This window comes from Sphingomonas sp. PEI4 (assembly GCF_056679955.1).
In genome coordinates, this window is sequence record NZ_CM155258.1 from 155,535 (window position 1) to 177,941 (window position 22,407).

The following is a 22,407-nucleotide window of genomic DNA, read 5'->3' on the forward strand; positions in this document are numbered from 1 at the left end:
CGATAGCGCGTTTGCAAGATGCGTGCATCCATCGCTGTCAAAACGAGAGAATCTTGAGCGCCACGATCGAACGCAGGATTTTGGACCTGCTCGCCGCCAATGCCGACCTGACCAGCGCCGAACTCGGCGACGCGGTCGGCCTGTCGGCAAGCGCCGCGCATCGTCGCGTCGCGCAACTGCGAGAAAGCGGCGCGATCGTCGGCTACCGCGCCGTTCTGTCGCGATCCGCGCGCGGCGACCCAAGCATCGTCCTTGTCAACGTCACGCTTCGCGACCAGCGCAAGGATACGATGGCGGCATTCGAGGCAGAGATCGTCGGCTGCCCACAGGTCGTCCAATGCTTCCTGATGAGCGGCGAGGCGGATTACATGCTCCACGTCGAGATCCGCCACGGCGAGACGTTCGAACGCATCCACCGCGAGACGCTGTCGCAATTGCCGGGCGTCACGAGGCTAGCCTCTCATTTCGTCATCCGAGAAGTGATCACGCGCTAGTGTTTTCCTGCGAACGCAGGAATCCAGGACCAAGAACGTCGGTGCCCGGTACCCTGGGCTCCTGCGTTCGCAGGAGAACGGAAATGGTCGAAGTGTTTTGCCCGCGCCGCGCGCGTCCATTCCGACCCGGTTAATCGAAGCTAACCGCCCTGCCGTTGCCGCCCTCTACCCCTCATGCTAAATGCGCGCGCTTGGGGCACAGGGTGAAATCGGAAATTCGATGATGATTGCTGCACTTCCGGGTCGATTCACCGTCCAGTGAGCGTCGACCAGACCGCCGCGGCCTCGACCGTGCCACCCGCCAATCTCGATCTCGAGACGGGGCATCATCACTCGGACGGCATGCTGAAGCTCGCCTTCGGGGCGATCGGCATCGTCTTCGGCGATATCGGCACCAGCCCGCTCTATGCCTTCCGCGAGACCTTCGCCGGCCATCACAAGCTAGCGCTCGACGCGGCGCACATCATGGGCGTCATCAGCCTGATGTTCTGGTCGATGATGATCGTCGTGACGGTCAAATACGTCATCATCATCATGCGCGCCGACAACAAGGGCGAGGGCGGCAGCCTCGCATTGCTCGCGCTCGTCTCGGGCAAGACCAAGACGAAGCGCTGGAGCAAGGGCATCATCCTGCTCGGCGTGTTCGCGACCGCGCTGTTCTACGGCGACAGCATGATCACGCCCGCGGTGTCGGTGCTGTCCGCGGTCGAGGGCCTGGCCGTCGCCGCGCCCGCCTTTGCAGGCCTGGTGCTGCCGATCGTGATCGTCATCCTGATCGCACTGTTCTGGGTGCAGAAGAGCGGCACCGCGCGCATTGGGCTCGTGTTCGGACCAATCATGCTGGTGTATTTCAGCGTCATTGCGGTGCTCGGCATCCTCAGCATCGTCCAGACCCCCGGCGTGCTCTGGGCGCTGTCGCCGCATTATGCGGTCGAGTTCTTCATCATCGATCCGGAGCGTGCGTTCCTCGCACTCGGCTCGGTCGTGCTCGCGGTCACCGGCGCGGAGGCGCTGTACGCGGACATGGGGCACTTCGGCCGCAAGCCGATCGGCCTGTCGTGGCTGTTCTTCGTGCTCCCCGCGCTGATCCTGAATTACATGGGGCAGGGCGCTCTACTCTTCCGTGACGGGCAGGCCGCGCTGGTCAGCCCGTTCTACAACCTTGCACCCGAGAGCCTCCAGCTTCCACTCGTCATCCTCGCGACGATGGCCGCGGTGATCGCGTCGCAGGCGGTCATCTCCGGCGCATTCTCGGTGACGCAGCAAGCGATCCAGCTCGGCTTCATCCCGCGCCTCCGCATCGAGCACACCAGCGCCTCGACCGCGGGCCAGATCTACATCCCGCTCGTCAACGGCGCGTTGATGGTGATGGTCATCCTGCTCGTGCTGTTCTTCCGCACCTCGTCGAACCTGACGAGCGCGTACGGCATCGCGGTGACCGGCGCGATGTTCATCGACACGTGTCTGCTCGGCGTGGTGCTGTTCCGCCTCTGGAACTGGCCGAAGATCGCGGCGATCCCGCTGCTGGCGATCTTCTTCACCGTCGACGGCGCCTATTTCGCAGCGAACCTGACCAAGGTTCCTGCCGGCGGCTGGTTCCCGCTTCTGGTCGGCTTCATCATCTTCACCTTCCTGACGACCTGGTCGAAGGGGCGGCAGCTGATGATCGACCGGATGCACGAGGCGGCGATGCCGATAAAGGTGTTCATCGGCTCGGCGGCGAGCTCGGCGTCGCGCGTGCCGGGGACGGCGGTGTTCATGACCTCGACCGCGGACGGCGTGCCGCATGCGCTGCTCCACAACCTCAAGCATAACAAGGTGCTGCACGAGCGCGTCATCCTCCTCACCGTGAAGATCGTCGGTCAGCCCTATTGGCCCGCCAACGACCGTGCGGTGCGCGAGGAGCTTGGCGATGGCTTCCACCGCCTGATCCTGCGCTATGGCTTCATGGAGGACGCCGACGTGCCCGCGGCGCTGCGCCAGGTCCATAATTGCGGTGCGGACTTCAAGATGATGGACACCAGCTTCTTCCTGTCGCGTCAGACGCTGCTCGCGTCGGACAAGCCCGGCATGATGCTGTGGCGCGAAAAGCTGTTCGCGTGGATGCTCCGCAACGCCGAAAGCGCGATGGAGTTCTTCCGCCTGCCGACCAATCGCGTCGTCGAGCTTGGTAGCCAGGTCGAGATTTGAGAATGCCTCGATCAATTCGCCCCGTCACCCCGGACTGGTTCCGGGGTCCACCGCCCCGCAAACTCTCAGGCCGCTGGATTCGCGGACCGGTGGATGCCGGAACGAGCCCGGCATGACGGGTGTGTCGGAAGTGGCGCCCATCATCGTCACCGCGTTGTTCGGTCGCCAGGACACCGCGTTCTTCGATTCCATGCGGCGCGAGCATTTTCCGCCCGAGCGCAACCAGCTCGACGCGCATCTGACGCTGTTCCACCACCTACCGCCCTCAGGGCTCGATGAGCTCAAGCACCGCCTCAACCAGGAAACACGCGGTATCCGTGCCCCACAGGCGCGCGTGGGCGGCCTCATGTCGCTCGGCCGCGGTGTTGCCTACCGGATCGAGTCCCCCGATCTCGTCGGCATCCGCGCGCGTCTCGCCGACGCGTTCACCGGCATGCTGACCCCGCAGGACGCCGGCGGCTGGCGTCCGCACGTCACGATCCAGAACAAGGTCAGCCCGCAAGTGGCCAAGCTGCTGCTCGGCAATCTGCAACGCGATTTCGCGCCCCGCGACGTTGAAATCGCCGGTCTGGGCGCGTGGTGGTACCGCGGTGGACCGTGGGAAGCGATTTCCCGGCACATGTTCGCTTGACCGCCTCGAAACCGCTTCCTATAGGCCGCGCCTCGCAGGGAAGAACGCTTCCCTGACGGACGGTACGGCGAAGTAGCTCAGTTGGTTAGAGCACGGGAATCATAATCCTGGGGTCGGGGGTTCAAGTCCCTCCTTCGCTACCATTCGGACTTGGCGCACACCGCCGCCGGCATACCACCCGCAGACCGACGCAAGCGATCACCAACTGCGGGAAACTCGTCTTCGCAATTGCAAAATGCGCTTCTATTGCCTTGGGTTATTGGTCAGCCTGTGTGCCGCATTTCGGGCGCACGCGTCGGTCCGGCCTTACGGGAGATACGAGTATGCGTGACAAACGCCCTGATGGGATCGCCGATTACACGGGTCCGGCCGGCGGCTGGGGAGCGCTGAAAGCGGTCGCCGTCTCGCTGAAGGCGCAGCAGATCGTCGTGCGCGGTGGCCAGACGCTGCTCAAGTCGAACCAGCCCGACGGCTTCGATTGCCCGAGCTGCGCATGGCCCGACCCGAAACATACCTCTTCATTCGAATTCTGCGAGAACGGCGCGAAGGCCGTCGCGTGGGAATCCACCGCGAAGACGATCGGTGCCGACTTCTTTGCCAAGCATAGCGTGTCCGATATCTGGCAGCAGAGCGATCATTGGATCGAGGATCAGGGCCGCGTCACCGAGCCTCTTCGCTACAACGCCGCCACCGATCATTACGATGTCGTGAGCTGGGCGGATGCGATGCGCGAGATCGGCGCTGGTCTCGCCGCCGTGCCGGACCCGAACCAGGCCGAGTTCTACACCTCGGGCCGCTGCTCGAACGAGGCGGCGTTCCTGTTCCAGCTGTTCGTGCGGCTGTACGGCACCAACAACTTCCCCGATTGCTCGAACATGTGCCACGAGGCGACCTCGGTCGGCCTGCCGAAATCGATCGGCATCGGCAAGGGCACCGTCAGTCTCGAGGATTTCGATCACGCCGACCTGATTCTGTCGATCGGCCACAACCCGGGCACCAACCATCCGCGGATGATGGCGACCTTGCGCGAAGTGTCGAAGCGCGGCGGCAAGATCATCGTCTTCAATCCGCTCAAGGAACGCTCGCTAGAGCGCTTCGAATCGCCGCAGTCGGTGGTCGAGATGGCGACGATGTCGGCGACCCCGATCGCCAGCAGCTATTATCAGGTGAAGGTCGGCGGCGATGCGGCCGCGCTGAAGGGCATCGCCAAGGCGCTGGTCGCGCTCGACGAGGCTGCCAAGGTGTCCGGCGGCGAGCCTGCGCTCGATCACGCGTTCATCGCCGAGCATACCGCCGGGCTCGACGACTATATCGCCGATCTCGCGACCAGCGAATGGGCGGAGATCGAACGCTCCAGCGGGCTCTCGCGCGGTGACCTGGAAGAGGTTGCACTCGCCTATTCGAAGTCGAAATCGACGATCTGCTGCTATGGCATGGGCATCACGCAGCATCGCACCGGCACCACGAACGTCCAGCAGATCGCCAACCTGCTCCTCCTGCGCGGCAATATGGGCCGCCCCGGCGCGGGCATCTGTCCGCTGCGTGGCCACAGCAACGTCCAGGGCGACCGCACCGTCGGCATCACCGAACGGCCCATGACGATGCTGCTCGACAACATGCGCGACGTGTTCGGGTTCGAGCCGCCGCGCGAGCACGGCCATTCGGTGGTCGAGAGCATCGCCGCGATGCGCGACGGCGAGGCCAAGGCGATCGTCTGCCTCGGCGGCAACCTCGCGATCGCCTCGTCCGACCCACAAGCCTGCGCGGAAGGGTTCCGCAACCTCGATCTCGCGGTTCACATCACCACCAAGCTCAACCGGACGCAGTTGCTGATGGCGAAGGCGACCTATGTGTTGCCGTGCCTGGGGCGGACCGAACTCGACATGCAGGCGACCGGCCAGCAGTCGGTGACGGTCGAGGACTCGATGTCGATGGTCCACGCCTCGCGCGGCTTCCTGATGCCGCCGGGCGAGAATGTGAAGTCGGAGATCTGGATCGTCGGCGAGATCGCTAAGGCCACCTTCGCTGCCAAGGGCCGCGCGCCGATCGAGATCGACTGGGACGCCTATGTCGGCGACTACAGCCTGATCCGCGACAAGATCGAAGCGGTGTTCCCCGCCTTCGCCGACTATAACGCACGCATCCGCAAGCCGGGCGGCTTCCATCTCCCGAATTCGGCGGCGATGCGCGAGTGGAACACGGACAGCGGCAAGGCCAACTTCATCGTCGCCAAGGGCGTCGAGGAGGATGAGAGCGCCGGCGATCCGGCCGTGCTGCGCCTCACGACGTTGCGCGCGCACGACCAGTACAACACTACCGTCTACAGCCTCGACGATCGCTATCGCGGGGTGTTCGGGCGTCGCGACATCCTGTTCATGAACGAGCGCGACATGGCACGTCTGGGGCATAAGGAGGGCGACGTCGTCGATATCGCCACCGCGCTCCAGTTCGCGCGACCCGATCGCGTGGTGCAGAAGCTGATGCTGGTCCGCTATGCACTGCCCGATGGCTGCGTCGCCTCCTATTACCCCGAGACGCAGCCGCTGATCGCGCTCGAGGATCACGATCCGCAGAGCTTTACGCCGTCCTACAAATCCATTCCGGTAACCGTCCGTCCCGCAGCGGCCGACATGGGTTCGGATCGCGGCGTGGTGCGTGCAGGGATCGTCGGTCACCAGAGCAAAGTACCCGCATGAGCATCGGATATTCGTCGACGATCGACACCTACGCGACCCTCGCTGCGATCAAGGCAGAGGCGCTGCGGCGCTCTCCGGCCGGGTTCTTCGCGGGCGCGATCCTGGCCGGCACGTATATCGGCATTGCGATGATCCTGGCGATCAGCACCGGAGCGGGACTCGAACCGGGTGTGCGCCCGCTGGTGATGGGCGCAACCTTCGGCTTGGGGCTGATCCTGACGGTGTTCGCGGGCGCGGAACTGTTCACCGGCTATGTGATGTATCTCGGCTTCGGTCTCGCAAAGCGGACGATCACCGTCGCGGACGCCGTGAAGCTGACCGTCGTCGTCTGGGTCGGTAATCTGATCGGTGGACTGGTCCTGTCGGCGGTGTTCGCCGCAGGCGGGGGCGGCGCGGTGTTCGCCAACGCGGACACGATGTTCCATGCCTATGTCCAGCACAAGGTCGAGGCGAGCGCAGTCGCGTTGCTGGCCCGTGCGATCCTCTGCAACTGGCTGGTGTGCCTTGCGATCTGGACCGCTGCCCGGATGACGGGCGACGCTGCAAAGTGCATTGCGATGGCGTGGATACTGCTTGCCTTCGTCGCGGCCGGGTTCGAGCATTCGGTCGCCAACATGACCGCACTGACGCTTGGGCTGATGGTGCCCAACCCGTCGATCGATATTGCCGGCATGGTCCGCAATCTTGCGATCGTCAGCGTCGGTAACATCATCGGCGGGCTGGTGTTCGTCGTCGGCGGCTACCTCGCCGCGGCAAAGACCGACGCGGTTCTCGCCGCGAAATAAGCGATCCTTCGCCTGGCTGCACCATCCGCAGCTAGGCGAAGACGTCCCACGGATCGTTGACCACCAGGATCGCGTCGCTGCGGGCGAGCGCCAGCAGCGTCAGACCGTGCTCGCGAGCATGATCGATCGCCAGGCTGGTTGGCGCGGAGATCCCGACCAGCATCGGCGCGCCGGCGATCAGCGCCTTGTCGACCATCTCGAAGCTGATCCGCGAGGTGACGAGGATGAAGCCGTCGATCGCGTGCCCCTCGATCGCCAGCCCTCCGACGAGCTTGTCGAGCGCGTTGTGACGCCCGACGTCCTCGTAGGCGGCAACAACCCGGCCTTCACGATCGCATGCCGCCGCCGCGTGAATGGCGCCCGTAGCGGCGTTGAGGGGCTGATGCGCGCGTAACCCACCCAGTGCAGCAAACAGCGCATCCACCTGCGTGTCGGGCTTTGGCGGCGCCTTGGGGACGGGTTTGCGGAGTTGTTCGAGCCCCGAGATCCCACACAGCCCGCAACTCGTATCGCTGGTCCGGTGGCGGACGCGGTCATGGATGCGCCCCTTGCACCGCTCGGACAGGCCGACGCGAACGATCCAGCCCGCTTCCGCCTCGAAGACATCGATGTCGCGAACGTCGTCGGCACTGTCGGCTAGCCGTTCGGTCAGCAGGAAGCCGGTCGTGAACTCGGCGAGATCGGCCGGCGTCATCATCATCACCGCGTAACCCAGCCCGTCGATCTCGATCGCAACCGGGACCTCGATCGCTATCGTTCGCTCCCCCGGCAAGACCGAATCGGGTCGCAGGATCTTGATCGGCAGCGTGCGAGAGGTCGTCATAAGGCGGCAATGTCTTCCGGCGTATTGATGTTTGGGATCGGCGTGGGCGCAGGGATCGGTAAGGCACCCATGGCCTCCGCCCAACCGCGAACCGAACGCCGCCGCGATGCTTCGATATGCGCCAGCAGCGCCGTCGTCGACGCCGTGTCCCAATGCCCGAGTACCGGCGCATCGGGGCAGTAGGCGGGCGCTCGCCGCGCGAGTGCGGCCAACAGACCGTCAGGCAGTAACGGCATGTCGCACGCGATCGTCAAAACCGACGTGAAGCCGTGGTCGGCAGCATAGGACAGCGCACCCGCAATCCCGCCCAGCGGCCCGATATCGGGGCCGGGCAGGTCGGCGATCGGGCCATCCCTGCCGACGATCACCGCCGCCTCGACATACGGCAGGAGCAGGTCACGTGCATGCTCGGCCAGCGCACGCCCCTGAAACATCGCCTGCGCCTTATCCGAACCGAACCGCGACGATCGCCCGCCGGCCAGCACGACGCCGAGGATCCGCGGCTCGGTCAGCGCCTCGTCTCGATCCGCACGGGGACCGATTTCGCGGCCGGAACATGGCTTTCACGAGCGTGGTGGGCGACCGGTATGAGCAGATTGCTTTCGGGGTAATAGGCACCGATGCAGCCCTCCGGGATCGAATATTCGACCACGCGGAGCTTGTTCAGCCGGCGATCCGAATTGTCGCCGGCATCGCCGACCAGATCGACGTCGTCGCCGTCGGTAATCCCCATGCGGATCATGTCGCTCCGGTTCATGAATACGATGTCGCGCGTACCCTTCACCCCGCGGAAACGATCGTGATAGCCATAGACGGTCGTGTTGAACTGGTCGTTCGATCGCAGCGTCATCAGTCGGAAGCGGCCCTCCGCCTCTTCGAAGCCGGTCACGTTCAGCGCCTGCGGAATGTTGATCTCCGCCTTGCCGCTCTCTGTCTTCCACTCGCGATGCGCCGCAGGAACACCCTTCCAGAAGCCGCCGGGTGTGAACATCTGGTCGTTATAGTCCGTGAACAGGTCCGGATACGTCACTTCGATCGCATCGCGGACGCGCGCATAATCGCGCACCCACGCGTCCCAATCGAGCTTCGGATTGGGGGGCAGCGTCGCCTTGGCGATCCCCGCGACGATCGCGGGCTCGGACAGCAACGTCTCGGCAGCCGGCGTCGCCTTGCCTTTCGATCCGTAGATCTGGCTGAACGAATCCTCGATCGACACGCTCTGTGGCCCGGTGCCCTGCATGTCGGTTTCGATCCGGCCGAGGCAGGGGAGCAGATACGACGTTTCGCCGGGCAGCAGATGCGAGCGGTTGAGCTTGGTCGCAATATGCACGGTCAGGTCGAGCCCGCGCCATTTGGCTTCCATCCGCGCATGATCCGGGATCGCGCGAACGAAATTGCCGCCAAGGCCAACGAACGCCTGCGCACTGCCATCGAGCACCGCCTCGCACGCCTCGACCGTATCCCAACCTTTCTCGCGCGGCGGCTCGAACCCGTATTGCTCGGCCAGCTTGTCGAGCGGCGCGAGCTCCGGCTTTTCGGTGATGCCGACGGTGCGTTGGCCCTGCACGTTGGAATGCCCGCGGACCGGACCCATGCCTGCGCCCGGTTTGCCGATATTGCCGCGGAGCAGCATCAGATTGACGAGCATGTGGACGTTGTCGATCCCGCCGACATGCTGGGTCAGCCCCATCCCGTACACCGCGATGACTGCCTTCGACTTCGCATAGACTTTGGCCGCAGCCTCGATCTCGGTACGGGCCAAGCCGCTCTCATGCTCGATCGTCGCCCATTCGGTGGCGCGCGCGACATCCGCGAACGCCTCGAACCCGGTCGTGTGTTCGCTCAGGAACGCATGATCCAGGACCGGAAGGCCGTTGATCCGCTTGGCGTTGTCGTCGGCTTCGATCAGGTATTTGCACATCCCCATGATCGCGCCGACGTCACCGCCGGTCTTGAGCTGGTGATATTGCGAGGCGATCGGCGTCGACTTGCCCGTGACCATCTCGATCGGGTTCTGCGGGTCCTGGAATTTCTCCAGCCCGCGCTCCTTGAGCGGATTGAACACGATGATCTCGACGCCGCGCTTCGAACAATCGCGCAAGGGGTGCAGGAACCGCGGGCTGTTCACGCCGGGATTCTGTCCGAAATAGAAGATCGCGTCGCACTTCTCATAGTCGGAGAGGTGGATCGTGCCGACCGCCGAGCCGATCGCCGACTTCAGTCCGACCGACGTCGTCTCGTGGCACATGTTCGAGCTGTCGGGCAGGTTCTGGCTGCCGTACATCCGCGCGAGCAGGCTATACATGTACGAGGTTTCGAGACTTGCGCGACCCGAGGCGTAGAAGATGACCTTGGTCGGATCATAGGTCTTCAGCTTGGCGCCGATCCCGGCGAACGCCTCGTCCCAGCTGCACGCCGTGTATTTGTCGGTCGTCGCATCATATTTCAGCGGATGCGTGAGGCGGCCGGCCTGTTCGAGATCGAAATCCTTCCAACCGAGCAGTTCGCTGACCGTGTGCTGTTCGAAGAATGCGGGCGTTACGCGGTACGATGTCAGTTCCCAGGCGGTTGCCTTGGCGCCATTTTCGCAGAACTCGGCGACATGCGGATGCGCAGGCTTGCCCCAGGCACAACTCACGCACATGAAGCCCTCCGGCTTATTCTGGCGGCCGAGTTCCCGGATCGCTTCGGGCCCGACCTTCTCGCGCGCAGAAATCTCGACGAGCGACTTCATGGAGCCCCAGCCGCCTGCTGGTGCGGTGTAATCCTCGATCTCTACGGTCCGGTCGTCGCTCATGGTCATCTCCGCTTTTGTCCTCAAACGAAGCGGCAAAGCTTTCGATGCAGGGCCAACAGATTTACCGACGGTTCAAATCGTTGCGCCCATCGCCTAGATGCAATGCGAATCTCAAGGAACGACGATGACCACCCATACCACACGCATGCTTATCCTCGGTTCGGGGCCGGCCGGGCTGTCGGCTGCGATCTATGGCGCGCGTGCCGGGATGGCGCCGATCGTCGTGCAGGGCATCCAGCCCGGCGGGCAGCTGACCACGACCACGGATGTCGAGAACTATCCCGGCTTCAAGGACGTGATCCAGGGGCCGTGGCTGATGGAGCAGATGCAGGCGCAGGCTGAGCATGTCGGCACGCGGATGATGTGGGACACGATCGTCGAAGTCGATCTCACCAGCCGCCCGTTCCGCCTGATCGGCGACAGCGGCGACGTGTACGAGGGCGACACGCTGGTGATCGCGACGGGTGCGCAGGCGAAGTGGCTCGGAATCGACAGTGAGGAGCCGATGAAGGGCAAGGGCGTCAGCGCGTGCGCAACCTGCGACGGCTTCTTCTACCGCGGCAAGAAGGTGGCGGTGATCGGCGGCGGCAACACCGCGGTCGAGGAGGCGCTGTACCTCACGAACCATTCGCCCGACGTGACGCTGATCCACCGCCGCGATTCGCTCCGCTCGGAGAAGATCCTCCAGGACCGCCTGTTCGCGCACAAGGGCGTGACGGTGCTGTGGAACAAGGAGGTTCGCGAGTTCGTCGACGGCGGCGGCAATGCGGGACTGGTCGCGCTGGAACTGGAAGACACGGTGACGGGCGAGCGGTCGCGGCTGGACGTCGATGGCGGGTTCGTGGCGATCGGGCATCACCCGGCGACCGAGTTGTTCCGTGGGCATATCGATCTCGATTCGGATGGATATATCGCGGTCGAGACCGGTTCGACCCGGACCAGCGTCGAAGGCGTGTTCGCGTGTGGCGACGTCGCGGACAAGGTGTACCGGCAGGCGGTGACCGCGGCCGGTACGGGCTGCATGGCGGCGCTGGACGCAGAGCGCTTCCTGGCGGCGGCCGAGTTTGCGGAACTGGCCGAAGCCGCTGAATAGACGGCGTAATCGGGAAAGAAGATTAGGCCAGGTTACGCCTAATCGCGGTCTCCAGCGCGGCGCCTGCCGGGCCGGTGAAGCTGTGGGAGTCGGTGTCGATCGTCTCTGACGCGACGGCGGCACCGGCTACTGCGGCGAAGGCGATAGCGGTCGCGTCGCCGCGGGCCAGGATGACCGTCGCGTCCGTATGCCAGTCGGCAATGGCGGTCAGGACTTGCCTCGCGAGCAGGGTTTTTCCTTCCGATGACGTGCGAAGGGTCTTTGATAAGCCTCTGAGAAAACTCCTGAATCTTATTTCGCGCGATATCGCGCGCCGCCACGTTGCGGGATTGCGGAGGGCGCTGCGATAGTGCGCGCGGATTGCTGCGGCGGGGGGAAGGTCGTCGATCGGTTCAACAACCCAGGGGTTGGCGAGTATGAGGCGGTCGAGCCCCGCCGATCGCCCGAATAGCGCGAGCGTGCTGGCGGCATCGCAGTTGCCAAAGCCGACTAGGCGAGTGACGTGCGGTGCTGCATGCCGGAACGCGGCAGCGGCGGCGATCAGGTCGGGTTGGGCGCTCAGGAACCCGCCATTGTCGCCCGTCGAGTCGCCGACGCCCCGGCGGTCGTAGCGGAATACTGGCGTGCCTGCAGCGGCCAGCCGATCAGCCAGCATCGCCATGCCGCGATGCGCGCCACTGCGGATTTCGTTGCCGCCGGATATGATGAGCAGTCCGGTCGTGCCATCGGCCTCGTCCAGCGTGGCGGCGAGCGCTTCGCCTTCGCACGCAAAGCGTATCAGCCTTCGCACGATGCTATCCAGCGCGAGATATCGGCCGCAAGTTGCTGTGCCAGAATGATATCGTTGCCCGGTTCCGCTCGGCGCCATAGCGGCGCGCCGGGGTAGGTCGCATCGGCGGGTCGGGGATCGGTATCCAGGCGTACGATCCGGTATCGTCCATCTTCGCGGGGCACAGCGCTTTGCAATTCGGCGACCATTTCAGGGGACAGGAGATTGCCTGCGTATTCACCCTGGCGGATGTGGTGGGATCTGCTGGCGCTGCGGGTGCGTTCGAGATCGCGGACGAGGTCTTCGCCGGTTTGTGGGGCGAGGTGCCAGCGGCCGGTGAGGTTCGCGCTGGCGTCGAGTAGCGCGCCGCTCCTTATCGATAGTGCGTAGGTATCGGTGCCAAGCTGTTGTAATAGCGCGGCATAGGCCTGGCGCTGGTCGGACAATCTCGCATCCGGCGTCGCGACAACGCTTTCGCCGGTGCCGGGGAAGTCGGGGAGTACGCTGCCGATCCCTTGACCCGCAAGCGCGCGGAGGATCGTGCAGGCGAACTGCCGGGTGCGGTTCGCTTCTTCGAACAAGGGTAAGGCGGCGATGACGATCGGGCCAGTTTCCGGCCCGAATCGCAGCATCGTTTCGCGGCCGTGCTTCCAGGCATAGGTATCGAAGCGGAGGCCGGTCATCCCGGCGGAGGCTAGACCGTCCGTTGAAGCTAGACCAGTGCCTTGCCCGCGGCAAACGTCACCAGAGCCCCGAACGTCTCGAGCATCTCGCCGTCGATCTCGTCGTCCTCGATCAGGATGCCGAGCCGGTCTTCGAGTTCGGTCAGCACGCTGGCCACCGCCATCGAATCGAGTTCGGGCAGCGCGCCGAACAGCGGCGTGTCGGCGGTGAACGCGGCGACTCGTTCACCGCTGAGGCCGAGGATGTCGGCGAGGACGGCGCGCACCGTCGTTTCGACTTGGGAAGTGCCTTCGAAGATCACGAGCATCGCCTGAACCGTTACGAACCGGGCCCCGCTAGCGTGTGGGGGTGAATTCGGCAACGGGTTCGCGCCAAGGGGGCTTGGCGCTATTAGGGACCCATGATCGCGCTCGACCCCAAACCGTACCCTATCGACCACATCGCGCTGCGTGGTGTGCCTGACGCAGTTGCGCTGGTCGACAAGGCGGGCGTGATGACGTTTGCCGAACTCGAGGCGGGCGTTGGGGCGCTGGCGGGGTGGCTTGCTGGTCGGGGGCTGTCGGCGGGGGACCGGGTAGCGACCTGGTTGCCGAAGACGCGGGTTGCGTGCCTCATGCCGCTTGCGGTGGCGCGGGCGGGGCTGGTGCATGTGCCGGTCAATCCGCTGCTCCGGCGGGCGCAGGTCGCGCATATTCTGGGCGATAGCGGGGCGCTGCTGCTCGTGACGCAGGGCGCGCGGGCCGGGACGCTGGACGATGGTGACGTTCCGGATGGGTGTTCGATCGTTGAAGAGACGGACCTGCTCCTTCTGTTCCCTCGCGAAAGCGGGGGGCCAGGATTGCAGAGTGCGACGCCTGGGATTCCTGGACCCCCGCCTTCGCGGGGGAACGGGGTTGAGGCCAGCGCCAGTTCTCCAATGGCGCCGTCCGATGCCGATTCCGACACCCTGGCCGCGATCCTCTACACGTCAGGATCGACCGGCCGGCCGAAGGGTGTGATGTTGAGTCACGCCAATTTGTGGCTCGGGGCGATCTCGGTCGCGCATTATCTCAAGCTTGAGCTTGAAGATCGCGTGCTCGGCGTGCTGCCGCTGTCGTTCGACTATGGCCAGAACCAGCTGTTCTCGACCTGGGCAGCGGGCGCGTCGGTGGCACCGCTAGATTATCTGGTCGCGCGGGACGTCGTGAAGGCAGTCGAGCGGGTCGGGGCGACGACGCTCGCCGGCGTGCCGCCTCTTTGGGTGCAATTGTTGGAGGCTGAGTGGCCGGTCGAGACTGCGACGCGGTTGAAGCGACTGACCAACTCGGGCGGTGCGCTGACGCCGCGGTTGGTGCGGGACTTGCGCGAGCGGTTTCCGGCGGCGGACGTGTACGCGATGTACGGGCTGACCGAGGCGTTCCGGTCGGCCTATCTCGACCCCGCCCTGATCGATTCGCACCCCGACGCGATGGGGCAGGCGATCCCGTTTGCCGAGGTTACGGTGGTGAAGCCAGACGGTACGCCCGCCGCTGCGGGTGAGTCGGGGGAGCTCGTGCATTCCGGGCCGCTCGTCGCGCAAGGCTATTGGCGGGATGCGGAGCGGACGGCGCAGCGATTTCGGCCGGCACCTGATGGCAATGGGATGGCGGTCTGGTCGGGCGATACCGTCGTCGAGGGTGAGGACGGTCTGCTCCGGTTCGTCGGGCGGGATGACGAGATGATCAAGAGCGCGGGCAATCGGATCAGTCCCCTCGAAGTGGAGGAAGCCGTGCTGGCCGGAGGTGAGGCGCGTGAGGCGGTTGCGGTCGGTGTAGCAGACGAACGGCTGGGGCAGGCGATCGTGGTGATGCTGGCTGGGGATGCGAGCGAAGAGGCGGCGTTGCGGGCGCGGTTACGGACGGCCTTGCCGAGCTTCATGCAGCCGGGGGTGTATCTATGGCGGGATGAATTACCGCGTAATGCCAATGGGAAGCTGGACAGGTCTGCCATCGCGTTGGAGGTGCGAGATTGTTCACCCGCGAAGGCGGGTGCCCAGACTGGGTCCCCGCCTTCGCGGGGAAACAAGGAGGGGAGCGCGTCATGAAACCGATGGGTGCTCTTCCGCCTGAGTTCGCGCAGCAAGATGGCCCGCTGAACATCGCCGGTCGGTCTGCCGACGAATGGGCTTCGAACGCCGGCGACACGCCGCTGTTCGTCTACGACATGGCGATCGTTGCCGCCCGTATCGCACGGTTTCGGGCGGCGATGCCGGCGATCGATCTGCATTATGCGATCAAGGCCAATCCGCATGCCGCTCTGCTCGCCGCGATGGCGCCGCTGGTCGACGGGCTCGATGTCGCATCATCGGGCGAACTCGCCAAGGCGATGGCGGTCAAGCCGGCCGCGTCGATCAGTTTTGCCGGGCCCGGCAAGCGTGACGACGAACTCGTGGCCGCAATCACTGCTGGCGCCACGCTCAACGTCGAATCGGAAGGCGAAGCGACGCGGGCTTTCGCGATCGGCGAGCGGCTGGGGCACACGCCGCGGATGGCTGTGCGCGTGAACCCCGATATCGAACTGCGCGGTTCGGGGATGCGGATGGGCGGTCGGGCATCACCGTTCGGGGTCGATGCCGTCCGTGCGGCAGCACTCGTCAAGGAGATCGTCGCGGCGGGCGCAGACTGGCGCGGGTTTCATATCTACGCCGGCAGCCAGGCGCTCGATGCTGGTGCGATCGCCGAGACGCAGGCGGCGACGATCGCGCTTGCGGCACGGTTGGCGGAAGAGGCAGGCGTAGCGCCCCCGCTCGTCAATCTCGGCGGCGGGTTCGGCGTGCCGTATTTCGCGGGTGACGCGGCGCTCGACGTCGAACGGGTCGGCGAGGCGCTGGCTGATGCGCTTGCATCGCGTCCGGGGATCCTGGGCGAAGCGCGGTTCGCGATCGAACTCGGGCGCTGGCTTGTCGCCGAGGCCGGCGTCTACCTGACCCGCGTGATCGACGTGAAGCAGAGCCAGGGGGAGACCTTCATCATCGTCGACGGCGGCCTCAACCACCAGCTCGCGGCGAGCGGCAATTTCGGCACCGTCGTTCGCCGCAATTACCCGATCGCGGTCGCGGCTAGGATGGGCGAGGCTCCGGCCGAAACCGTATCCGTCGTCGGCCCGCTCTGCACGCCGCTGGACCGACTTGGCGACAAGGTCGGGCTGCCGCCAGTGCAGGTCGGCGAGCTCATTGCGATCTTCATGGCCGGCGCATACGGCGCGAGCGCCAGCCCGAGTGCGTTTCTTGGGCATCCACCGGCGATTGAGATCGTTACTGTTGGATAGCCCATCGGCGCGGTCTCGAAATGGGGTGTCCCATTATGGGGCCATAGCCCACGGGAGCATGGTTACGGGGCGCTCCTAACGCTATCTTCACCTGTTCCTCGCATAGCCGAGGCTGAGTTTAGCCGACCGCCGGGCAACCGACGGCCAGCGTCCCGCCAATGTGGCGCCAGGAGAGAAGTGCCCATGCGTTCCGGACCCGTATCGAAATCCCTGCTTACCCTAGGCCTGGTCGGAACGGCGTTGTCTGCGTGTTCGACCACTGGTGGCCGTCCCGAATTGCCGCCCGCGTCCTATGTCGCGAACAAGGAACTGCCGGGCGAGGAATACGTCATCGGGCCACTCGACCAGCTCAACATCTTCGTCTGGCGTAATCCCGAATTGTCGTCGAAGGTCCAGGTGCGTCCCGACGGCCGCATCACCACGCCGTTGATCAACGACATGCCCGCGGTCGGCAAGACGCCTGCGATCCTGGCGGACGATATGAAGAAGGCGCTGGGTGCGTATATCAAGGACCCGATCGTCTCGGTCATCGTCGAGAATTTCAGCGGCACGTACAGCCAGCAGGTCCGCATCGTCGGTGCAACCGAGAAGCCGGCTTCGATCCCGTACCGCGCCAACATGACGTTGCTGGACGCAATGATCGCAGTCGGCGGGCTCAGCCAATATGCGGCGGGCAACAAGGCGCGGCTGGTGCGCTATGACCGCGAGACCGGCAAGCAGACCGAATTCGCGCTGCAGATCGGCAATCTGCTCAAGAAGGGCGATTCGTCGGCCAACGTCCGGCTCGAACCCGGCGACGTCATCATCATTCCCGAATCGATGTTCTGAGAATGAACGGGATCTACGACGAGGTACGCATCGCCCTGCATGCGATCTGGACGCGGCGATGGCTGGCGCTGGGCGCGGCGTGGGGCGTGTGCGTGCTCGGCTGGCTGGTCGTGTCGCAGATCCCGAGCCGCTACGATTCGAGCGCGCGGATATTCGTCCAGATGCAGACGATCCTGCCCGCGGGCATGGACGGCGTGCCGCAGAGCGTGCCGATGACCGTCGATACGATCCGCACGACGCTGATCTCGGCGGTGAACCTCGAAAAGGTCGTGCGCGGCACCGATCTGGCGAACACCGTGGCCAGCGACAGCGACGTTGCCGACCGCGTCGCGACTCTCGCCCCGAACATCAAGATCGCCTCGCAGCAGGATAACCTGTTCCAGATCACCACGAGCGCCGCGAGCCCCAAGGTCGCGCGGCAGGTGACGCAGAAGCTGATCGACCTGTTCGTCGAGCAGAACCTCGCGGGCGATCGTTCGAAGACGACGCAGAGCCTGACCTTTCTCGACCAGCAACTGGCGGCGCGGCAGAAGCAGCTTGCCGATGCCGAGGCCAAGCGCGCCGATTTCCAGAACCGCTATCTTGGCGCGCTGCCCGGTACCGGGTCGGTCAGCGACCGCATCGGCGCATCGCGGTCGCAGATGGCGCAGGTCGACGGCGATCTTGCTGCCGCGCAGTCGAGCCTCGCCGCGGTGCAGGGCCAGATGGCGGGAACGCCGGCGACGGTTCCGGGTGCCGGCGGTGTCGCAGGCGCGGCCGGGCCTGCGCGCGCGCGGTTGCAGGCGATCCAGGGCCAGCTCGCCGATGCGCGGGCGCGGGGCTATACCGAGAACCATCCCGACGTCGTTGCGCTGAAAAGTCAGCTGGCGGCGGCGGCGGCGGCGGCGCGTAGCGAGCCCCTGTCGGGCGGAGCGGCCGGCGGGAACGCGCAGAACCCGCTCTACGCGTCGTTGCAGTCTATGGTCGCGGACCGTCAGGCTACCGTCGCGTCGCTGCGCATGCGGAAAAGCCAGTTGCAGGGCGACCTCGATCTGCTCAATTCGAAGCTGTCGGGCGATCCCGAGGTTGCCGCCGAGCAGGGTTCGATCGATCGCGATTATCAGGTGCTGAAGGACCAGTATGACGCGTTGCTGCGGCAGCGCGAGCAGACCGCATTGGTTGGTCAGGCGCAGTCGCAGAACGATCACGTGAAGTTCAGCGTGATCGATCCGCCGACGATGCCGCGCACCCCCAGCGCCCCCAACCGGATGCTGTTGCTGTCGGGCGTGCTGATCGCAGGGCTGGGCGCGGGGATCGGCGCGGCGTTTGCGATGGGCCAGTTGCGGACCACGTTCCCGACGACCTCGCGGCTCGAAAAGGCGGCAGGGATGCCGGTGATCGGCGCGATCGGCGAAGTCGTGACGCGCGTGCAATCGAGCCAGCGCCGACGGAAACTGACGATGTTCCTGGGCGGCACCGCCGCGCTGGGCGCTGCCTATGTCCTGTTGCTGGGGGTGGAAATCCTTCAGCGCGGGCTGGCGGCATAAAGGGGGCATGACCGTGACCAAACCCGTCCGCGAACCCTCGCTGCTCGAACGCGCGGCCAAGGTGTACGATTTCAATGCTCATGCCCGCGCGCGTGGTGGCGTCGTGCCGGAAGTGCCGGTGGTCGAGACCCCAGTGGTCGAGACGCCCGCGGCTGCCGCCTCGGCGCCGGTCGCTCCCGCCGCGCCCGAACCGACCTTCGCGCCGTCGCACGAGTTCACCGATCCGACGTTCCTCGCAATCCCCGAGGAGCTGCGCGCGCCGATCGGCGACGAACTGCCGGACGAGTTCTACGTCCCCGAAGAAACGGACGACACCGCGCGGATCGACCGCGGGATGCTGGCGGGCAACGGCATGATCGTGCCCGGCGCACCGGTAGGTCCGCTCGCCGAGGAATTCCGGCTGATCAAGCGCCAGTTGCTGATCTCCAGCACGCGCATCGCCGAGAGCGACAGCCCCGACAAGGCGCGGATGATCCTGGTCTGCTCGGCTCGACCCGGCGACGGCAAGACGTTCTGCGCGATCAACCTCGCACTCTCGATCGCCGCCGAGCGCGATACCGAAGTGCTGCTGGTCGACGCCGACGTCGCCAAGCCCGATGTCGTCAAGCAGCTTGGCCTCACCGATGGCCCCGGCCTGCTCGATGCGCTGAGCGACGTGCGCGTGGATGTCGAAGACTTCGTGATCCAGACCGACGTGGCGCACCTGTCGATCCTGCCCGCCGGGACCAAGACGACGATGGACACCGAATTGCTCGCCAGCGCGCGCACCAAGGCGGTGATCGCGCGGCTGCTCGAAGCGAACCCGCGCCGCGTCATCATCTTCGATTCGCCACCGGCGCTCGCGGCATCGCCCGCTGCCGTGCTGGCGATGCGGGTCGGGCAGGTGATGCTCGTCGTCCGCGCCGATCGTACGCCCGAAAGCGAACTGCGCGCCGCGGTCAATCTGCTCGACGGGTGCGAGCATATCCAGCTCGTCCTCAACGCGGTATCGTTCGTCCAGGGCGGCGCGCGCTTCGGCAGCTATTACGGCCAGGAGGCCTGATGATGACCCGGCCAACCAGGCTGACGATCCGCGCACTCGCGCTGGCGGGAAGCACGGCCGTGGCCGCCGCGCTGCTGGCATCGCCGGCCGCCGCGCAAGCCACGCGCCGCGTCACGATCAATCCTTATATCGAGGCCAGCCAGACGCTGTTCGCCGATCTCAACGACGGTGATCTGCTGACCTACACCAGTCTTGCCGCGGGCGTGGATGCGACGATCGAGACACAGCGCGTTTCGGGGCAGCTCAGCTATCGCTACGAACGCCGCTTCGGCTGGGGCGACGACCTCGGCGATCAGGATATCCATTCGGGCCTCGCGCGCGTCGACGCCCGCGTCACGCGCAACCTGACGCTCGAAGCCGCCGGCATCGCGACGCGCGCTCGCTCTGACATCCGTGGCGCAGCGCCCGGCTTGCTCGTCGGCAACGTCGACAACGTAAGCCAGGTCTATTCGGTGTTTGCCGGCCCTAGCTTCACCGACACCTTCGGCCCGGTCCTGTTCAACGCAAACTACCGCCTCGGCTATACCAAGGTCGAGACGCCGACCTTCGGCGACACGGCGATCGGCGGGCGGCGGCTCGATTATTACGACGACTCGATCGGCCATACCGCCACCGCCAGCGCGACCGTCGCGCCCGGCAGTATCGCGCCGTTCGGCGTGACGCTTAGCGGCGCCTATGACCGCGAGACTGCCGGCCAGCTCGATCAGCGTTACGAGGGGTATTACGGCCGCGGCGACATACTCCAGCCCATTTCGCCCTATGTCGCGCTGACCGCCGGCGTCGGTTACGAGAAGATCGAGACGAGCCAGAAGGACGCGGTGGTCGACGCGACCGGTACGCCGGTACTCGACCGCGATGGCCGGTTCATCACCAACGAGGCGTCGCCGCGGCGGATCGCCTACCGTACCGACGGGGTCTATTACGACGCGGGCGTGATCTGGCGGCCCAATCGCCGGACCTCGGTCGAGGCGCATGTCGGCAAGCGATACGGCTCGCTCAGCTATACCGGCACGGCGACGTATCAGGCGTCGCAATCGGTCGGCCTGTCGGTCAACGTCTATGACAGCGTGCAGACCTTCGGACGGCAGCTCCGCACCGGCATCGGCAACCTACCGACGAGTTTCCTGACCGGCCAGCAGCAGGGCTTCGGCCAGCAGTTCAACGGGTGCGTGTTCGGCACGTCGGGGGCGGCGCCGGGCGGTTGCCTCAACGACGTGTTCCAGTCGATCTCGACCGCGAGCTACCGTGCGCGCGGCGTCGACGGCGTGATCGTCGCCACCCGCGGGCGATCGACGTTTGGCGCAGGTGCAGGCTATGCCAATCGCAAGCTCTACGCGCCCAATTTCGCGCCGGGCATCGTCGTGACCGGCCTCGAGGACCAGAGCTATTACGGGCAGCTGTTCTATCAGCGTTCGCTGACCCGGGCGTCGGGCGTCAATGCCGCCCTGTTCGCCAATTATTACGATCCCGGCGTGGCCAATATCGCGCCGGAAGACGTGTCGGGTGACGACGGCGTATGGTCGTACGGGGCGACGGGCACATACTACCACAATTTCGGGCGACTCGGCACAACCGCGTCGCTCGGACTTTACAGCTTCAAGGTCGGTGATTTCGACAGCGAGTGGTCGGCGCAGGCGCTGATCGGCGCGCGGTACCAGTTCTGAAGGCGAGCAGCAGATGTACGACGAACATTATGGACTGACGGGTCGGCCATTCCAGCTCACCCCCGATCCCAAATTCTGGTTCGAGACCGCCACGCACCGCAAGGCGATGGCGTATCTCGGCTATGGTCTGGCGCAGGGCGAGGGCTTCATCGTCATCACCGGCGATATCGGCGCGGGCAAGACGACTCTGGTTGGTCACCTGATGGACACGATCGACCACCAGCAACTGAACGCGATTCGGCTGGTGTCGACCGCGATCGAGGCGGACGACCTGTTGCGGATCGTCGCGACCCAATTGCAGGTCGATCCTGCCGGGCTGAGCAAGGCCGAATTGCTGACCGCTATCGAGCGTGGGCTTCACGCCGTCGCGCGCACCGGCAAGCGGACGCTGCTGATCGTCGACGAGGCGCAGGCTCTGCCGGTGTCGGCGCTCGAAGAATTGCGCATGCTGTCGAACTTCCAGGCCGGCGGCCACGCGCTGTTGCAGATCGTCCTGCTCGGCCAGCCCGAATTCCGCGATCGGCTGCACGGCTCGGAGCGGCTCGAACAGCTCCGCCAGCGCGTGATCGCGATCCATCATCTCGATCCGATGGAGGAGCATGAGGTGTCCGACTATCTCGCGCACCGCCTGTCGGTGGTCGGCTGGACGGGCAATCCCGACTTCGCCGACGACGCGTTCGCGGCGTTCTATGCCGGGTCGGCGGGCGTTCCGCGTCGGCTGAACCTGCTCGCGGGCCGCGTCATGCTCCACGCCGCGATCGAGGACCTGACGGTGATCGATGCCGCGGTCGTTCAGTCGGTGCAGCGCGACCTGGAGGGTGATCTGCCGATGCTGGCGACCGATACGGGGAAGGGGGCTGTTGCACCCTCCGAGCCCTTCGTGAAGCCTGCGCCGGTGGCGGAAACGCCGCGGATCGATCCCGCGATCGAAGAGCGCATCGCAGATCTCGAAGCGCGTGTGGCGTTGCAGGATAAGGCGCTCCGCCGAGTGCTTACGCTGCTCGTCGACTGGGTCGAGAGCGACGACAACAGGCCGGAATACGCGCCGATCCGTGGTGTCGCCGCTTGGCATGACGTGGCATAAAATGGCTGTTCTGAAT

At 65.4% G+C, this 22,407-nt stretch carries 19 protein-coding genes and 1 tRNA gene; 14 read left to right on the top strand and 6 right to left on the bottom strand.

Translation table 11 applies throughout. The features are described 5' to 3' along the window. The first annotated feature begins 53 nt into the window (after positions 1-53). The 6 genes from AC1MLZ_RS00750 (at position 54) to AC1MLZ_RS00775 (ending at position 6,796) form a co-directional block, all read left to right on the top strand. The gene (locus AC1MLZ_RS00750; RefSeq protein ID WP_480959993.1) at positions 54-494 is read left to right on the top strand and encodes an Lrp/AsnC family transcriptional regulator; all 441 of its coding nucleotides are present in this window, start codon (positions 54-56) and stop codon (positions 492-494) included. Between the two features lie 291 nt (positions 495-785). Next, positions 786-2,684, top strand: a complete 1,899-nt coding sequence (locus AC1MLZ_RS00755) for a potassium transporter Kup (RefSeq protein ID WP_480961427.1) — start codon at positions 786-788, stop codon at positions 2,682-2,684. A gap of 112 nt (positions 2,685-2,796) precedes the next feature. Then, positions 2,797-3,315, top strand: coding sequence for a 2'-5' RNA ligase family protein (locus tag AC1MLZ_RS00760; protein WP_480959994.1), 519 nt, complete (start codon positions 2,797-2,799; stop codon positions 3,313-3,315). A gap of 66 nt (positions 3,316-3,381) precedes the next feature. Continuing rightward, a tRNA-Met gene (locus tag AC1MLZ_RS00765) sits at positions 3,382-3,458 on the top strand. A 180-nt stretch (positions 3,459-3,638) separates the two neighbouring features. Next, positions 3,639-6,011 (top strand): FdhF/YdeP family oxidoreductase, encoded by a 2,373-nt coding sequence (locus tag AC1MLZ_RS00770; protein ID WP_480959995.1) that lies wholly within the window; start codon positions 3,639-3,641, stop codon positions 6,009-6,011. Then, a complete protein-coding gene (locus AC1MLZ_RS00775; RefSeq protein WP_480959996.1) occupies positions 6,008-6,796 on the top strand; it encodes a formate/nitrite transporter family protein in 789 nt (262 codons plus the stop codon). The genes AC1MLZ_RS00770 and AC1MLZ_RS00775 overlap by 4 nt, the downstream gene beginning before the upstream one ends. A 31-nt stretch (positions 6,797-6,827) precedes the next feature. On the opposite strand, the gene fdhD is transcribed toward AC1MLZ_RS00775, so the two are convergent. The 3 genes from fdhD to AC1MLZ_RS00790 form a co-directional block, all read right to left on the bottom strand. Continuing rightward, entirely contained in the window at positions 6,828-7,619 is a 792-nt protein-coding gene (gene fdhD / locus AC1MLZ_RS00780; protein WP_480959997.1) for a formate dehydrogenase accessory sulfurtransferase FdhD, read from the bottom strand. Next, entirely contained in the window at positions 7,616-8,053 is a 438-nt protein-coding gene (gene mobA / locus AC1MLZ_RS00785; protein WP_480959998.1) for a molybdenum cofactor guanylyltransferase, read from the bottom strand. Before mobA ends, fdhD begins: the two co-directional genes overlap by 4 nt. Positions 8,054-8,127: 74 nt before the next feature. Continuing rightward, positions 8,128-10,416, bottom strand: a complete 2,289-nt coding sequence (locus AC1MLZ_RS00790) for an FdhF/YdeP family oxidoreductase (protein ID WP_480959999.1) — start codon at positions 10,414-10,416, stop codon at positions 8,128-8,130. A 124-nt stretch (positions 10,417-10,540) separates the two neighbouring features. On the opposite strand from AC1MLZ_RS00790, the gene trxB reads away from it, so the two are divergent. Continuing rightward, positions 10,541-11,509, top strand: a complete 969-nt coding sequence (gene trxB / locus AC1MLZ_RS00795) for a thioredoxin-disulfide reductase (protein WP_480960000.1) — start codon at positions 10,541-10,543, stop codon at positions 11,507-11,509. 22 nt (positions 11,510-11,531) lie between these two features. Here the strand turns inward: trxB and AC1MLZ_RS00800 are convergent, their stop codons facing one another. The 3 genes from AC1MLZ_RS00800 to AC1MLZ_RS00810 are packed head-to-tail and all read right to left on the bottom strand — an operon-like array spanning position 11,532 to position 13,269. Then, on the bottom strand, positions 11,532-12,299 hold the full coding sequence (locus AC1MLZ_RS00800) for a hydrolase 1, exosortase A system-associated (RefSeq protein ID WP_480960001.1): 768 nt from the start codon (positions 12,297-12,299) through the stop codon (positions 11,532-11,534). Beyond that, complete coding sequence (locus AC1MLZ_RS00805) at positions 12,287-12,961, bottom strand: alpha/beta hydrolase family protein (protein ID WP_480960002.1); 675 nt, start codon at positions 12,959-12,961, stop codon at positions 12,287-12,289. Before AC1MLZ_RS00805 ends, AC1MLZ_RS00800 begins: the two co-directional genes overlap by 13 nt. Positions 12,962-12,990: 29 nt before the next feature. Further along, on the bottom strand, positions 12,991-13,269 hold the full coding sequence (locus AC1MLZ_RS00810; RefSeq protein WP_480960003.1) for an acyl carrier protein: 279 nt from the start codon (positions 13,267-13,269) through the stop codon (positions 12,991-12,993). A gap of 93 nt (positions 13,270-13,362) precedes the next feature. Here AC1MLZ_RS00810 and AC1MLZ_RS00815 point away from each other — a divergent pair, with 93 nt between their 5' ends. From AC1MLZ_RS00815 to AC1MLZ_RS00845, 7 genes are all read left to right on the top strand, one after another. Beyond that, positions 13,363-15,024, top strand: a complete 1,662-nt coding sequence (locus tag AC1MLZ_RS00815) for an acyl-CoA ligase (AMP-forming), exosortase A system-associated (protein ID WP_480960004.1) — start codon at positions 13,363-13,365, stop codon at positions 15,022-15,024. Next, positions 15,021-16,247: a pyridoxal-dependent decarboxylase, exosortase A system-associated gene (locus tag AC1MLZ_RS00820; protein WP_480960005.1), complete on the top strand. Its 1,227-nt coding sequence runs from the start codon at positions 15,021-15,023 to the stop codon at positions 16,245-16,247. Before AC1MLZ_RS00815 ends, AC1MLZ_RS00820 begins: the two co-directional genes overlap by 4 nt. A gap of 183 nt (positions 16,248-16,430) precedes the next feature. Beyond that, on the top strand, positions 16,431-17,075 hold the full coding sequence (locus AC1MLZ_RS00825; RefSeq protein ID WP_107961943.1) for an XrtA/PEP-CTERM system exopolysaccharide export protein: 645 nt from the start codon (positions 16,431-16,433) through the stop codon (positions 17,073-17,075). A 2-nt stretch (positions 17,076-17,077) separates the two neighbouring features. Further along, positions 17,078-18,601: an XrtA system polysaccharide chain length determinant gene (locus AC1MLZ_RS00830; RefSeq protein WP_480960006.1), complete on the top strand. Its 1,524-nt coding sequence runs from the start codon at positions 17,078-17,080 to the stop codon at positions 18,599-18,601. A gap of 7 nt (positions 18,602-18,608) precedes the next feature. Further along, on the top strand, positions 18,609-19,643 hold the full coding sequence (locus tag AC1MLZ_RS00835) for an AAA family ATPase (protein WP_480960007.1): 1,035 nt from the start codon (positions 18,609-18,611) through the stop codon (positions 19,641-19,643). Beyond that, complete coding sequence (locus AC1MLZ_RS00840; RefSeq protein ID WP_480960008.1) at positions 19,643-21,307, top strand: hypothetical protein; 1,665 nt, start codon at positions 19,643-19,645, stop codon at positions 21,305-21,307. The genes AC1MLZ_RS00835 and AC1MLZ_RS00840 overlap by 1 nt, the downstream gene beginning before the upstream one ends. A 13-nt stretch (positions 21,308-21,320) precedes the next feature. After that, the gene (locus tag AC1MLZ_RS00845) at positions 21,321-22,391 is read left to right on the top strand and encodes an ExeA family protein (protein WP_480960009.1); all 1,071 of its coding nucleotides are present in this window, start codon (positions 21,321-21,323) and stop codon (positions 22,389-22,391) included. Positions 22,392-22,407 lie beyond the last annotated feature (16 nt).